Here is a 2,282-nt window from a genome sequence, read left to right as displayed (position 1 = left end):
ACCCGAGCTTCGGGGTAGTCTGGTGAAACAGGGACATAGGCACCACCGGCTTTGAGCACAGCCAACATAGCAATGAGCATCTCGCTGCTGCGAGAAAAGTAAAGCGCGATAGGGGTATCGGCAGGCAATAGGCCAGCTTGGGCTTTGGGATGCTGAGCAATGATGTGGTTGGCAAGGGCATTGGCTTTACCGTTTAGCTCGGCATAAGACAGCGCGTCACCGCTGCTGGTTAATATGGCTGTGTGTTCAGGGTGACTCGCGACATGCTGCTCCACGATGCTTGCCAGATCTGTATCGCTGGCAAATAACTCGGCGTTGTCGTGCCAAGTACGAAGTGTGTCAGTCTCCAATTTATTTTGTAGCGCTACTTTTGCAAGTGGCTGTGCGGTTCTGGCGATTACCTGATCGATAATATTAATAAAGCGCTCAGCAAGGGTTGCGATCCAGTCACTGGGAAATAGTGCGGTGGCGTAGTTAATATCACCAAATACTTCTTCGTCACCATTTTGTAGCAGTAAACTAATGTCGAACTTCGCGACTTTATGGAGCGCTTTTATTTGTGACTCATCCACAGGCGTAAATAGCTGTTGACTGTTGTCATCACTATTATTTTTAAACTGCTCAAGTGAAAACATCATCTGAAATAGCGGATGGCGAGACGGATCTCGTTGTAATTTCAGAGCGTCGACCAATTTATCAAATGGTAAATCTTGGTGTGCTTTGGCCGCTTTTAGAGTTTGGTGCACTTGTTGCACTAAGGCATTAAAGTCGAGTGCGTTATCAATATGAACTGGCAGGGCTAAGCTATTGACCAAAAAGCCAATAAGATTTTGCGTCTGACTTAGATGGCGGTTGTCAGATGGGGTGCCGATGACTAAGTCTGACTGACCACTGGTCGCCTGTAAGGTCAGTGCCCAGCTGCTAAGCAGCACAACATAAAGGCTAGTTTGCTGCTTTTTGGCTATGGTCTTTAAGGCTTCGCTTCTTTCCTTACCCAAATGAATACGATGATCGGCACCGCGATATTGGTATTCCTTTGGCCGTGGTAGGGGTGAGTGTAATTCGAGCTGCTCAGCGCCTGAGAGCGCCTCAGTCCAGTGCGCTAAAAGCGTAGTTAAGGTATCGCCGCTGAGGTACTCGCGCTGCCATTTGGCGTAATCCTTGTACTGTAACTCAAGCGTTGGTAGCTCAGGCGTTTTGCCTGAAGCTAACATAAAATAGGCTTGATGTAGTTCACGCATAAAAATTTCTGTAGACCAACCATCAAACGCAATGTGATGCCACATAAATAGCACGTAACGTTCAGCGCCCAACGTCCAACAGCAAACCTTGAACATAGGCTCATCAGCTAAGTTAAATGGTGTACTGATCGCTTTTTTCACAGCCGAATTAAGCGCCGCTAAGTCAGCCACTGAGCTCGGCGCAATATCAATACTGGCGCTCAATACCTCTTGATAGTCATGGCCTTGCTCATCTTGACGATAGACACTACGAAGTACTTGATGTCTATCTAACACGATACTTAGCGCGTTTGCTAAATGTGTCAGTTCGGTGTGCTCAGAGAGTCTCACCAAAAAGGGAATATGATAAGCGCTGGTGCCACTTTCTAAGCGTTCGATAAAGAGTAACCGCTCTTGCGCAAACGAAAGCGGATAGCGGTTTAATTCTGGTAATGTGTTAAACGCATCCTTTGAAAAAACTGCTTTTGCTTCAAGGTAATCCATTAACTGCGTTTTGTTTGATTTTAACTTTGCAATAAGCGCTGCATCTGGCGCTTGCGCGCCAAATGACAGCTCTAGTCCACCATCTTGCAACCAGATTGAGAGATTGTGATCTTTGAGTTCAGCGAGCAATGACAACATGGCTAAATCCTCATGCTATTAGTTTGTTCTTGTTGTGATCCCGAGCCTGCTTTGATCTCGATATCGGCGCTCAGTGTTTCTAGGTTGTCGACGATTGCGGCAATATGGGTATGCTCAAACAAAGCCGAAATTGGGATGTTTAAATCCAGCTCCTTATTACACGCATTCATCAACCGGATAGCCGAGATAGAGTCACCGCCGATTTGGAAGAAGTTATCCTCAATGCCCACTTGCTCAAGGCCAAGTACCTGCTGCCAAATCTCACAAAGCTGGGTTTCTAAAGTATTGCGCGGTGCCACATAGAGGTTATCGGCTTGAAGCTCTGGTGCAGGCAGAGCCTTACGGTCAAGCTTGCCGTTACCGGTGAGTGGAATATGTTCAACTAGGATAAAGTGACTGGGCACCATGTACTCTGGTAAC

At 46.9% G+C, this 2,282-nt stretch carries 2 protein-coding genes; both read right to left on the bottom strand.

All coding sequences use genetic code 11. The features are described from left to right. Positions 1-1,862, bottom strand: a 1,862-nt coding sequence (locus EAG18_RS21925) for a condensation domain-containing protein (RefSeq protein ID WP_148098532.1), incomplete at its 3' end; no start/stop codon positions are given. Between the two features lie 2 nt (positions 1,863-1,864). Continuing rightward, positions 1,865-2,282, bottom strand: a 418-nt coding sequence (locus EAG18_RS21920) for a phosphopantetheine-binding protein (protein ID WP_148098531.1), incomplete at its 5' end; no start/stop codon positions are given.

Origin of the sequence: Pseudoalteromonas sp. J010 (assembly GCF_003934235.1) — a bacterium.
Classification (GTDB): domain Bacteria; phylum Pseudomonadota; class Gammaproteobacteria; order Enterobacterales; family Alteromonadaceae; genus Pseudoalteromonas; species Pseudoalteromonas peptidolytica.
Note: the sequence above shows the minus strand (reverse complement) of the source record. Positions and strands in the feature narration are given on the sequence as shown.